The organism is Candidatus Hakubella thermalkaliphila (assembly GCF_013281975.1).
Classification (GTDB): Bacteria; Actinomycetota; Humimicrobiia; order Hakubellales; family Hakubellaceae; genus Hakubella; species Hakubella thermalkaliphila.
Genome location: NZ_BLRZ01000459.1, coordinates 1 through 571 on the forward strand (window position 1 = coordinate 1; position 571 = coordinate 571).

General features: G+C 46.2%; 1 pseudogene. It reads right to left on the bottom strand.

Going from position 1 to position 571, the window contains the following annotated elements:
- Positions 1-120: 120 nt before the first annotated feature.
- Positions 121-571, bottom strand: a pseudogene (locus HW443_RS12700) (hypothetical protein); the annotation flags it as partial.

Genomic DNA, 571 nt, shown 5'->3' on the forward strand with positions numbered 1-571 from the left:
CAAACCCCGTTAGAAAGGACGGGTCTTTCTAACGGGGCAAAGGAAAATTAAAGGGGGTCAAGCAATATCGTTTCTCCCATTGCGGGTTTTTTAATCTTCTTTGATAAAGTTTTATCTTCTCTATGAGCCATCGGCAAACAAATATACAAGCGCCACAGTTATATTATCCTTCCCGCCGTTTTTATTGGCAATATCAATAAGCGCGCTGCATACCCTGTCAGGCTCATCAGAGGCGGCAACTGTAGAAAGGATAACATTGTCAGAAACCATAGTTGTAAGCCCGTCACTGCACAGAACAACCCTGTCAGCGTCCATAAGGTCTATTTCATCAAGGTCAATATCCACGGATGGAGTAGTTCCGAGAGCCCTTGTGATAATATTTCTCATCTCTGAACCTTCTGCCTCTTCTTTTGTGAGCAGTCCGCTCTTAATCTGCTCCGACACTATTGAATGGTCGTCAGTAAGCTGGACAATTGAACTTGCCCTGATAAGATAACTCCTGCGGTAGCCAGCATGCGCTATGCTCACTTTGCTGCCGTCAAGCAAGGCCGCAGCAACTGGCGTCCCCATG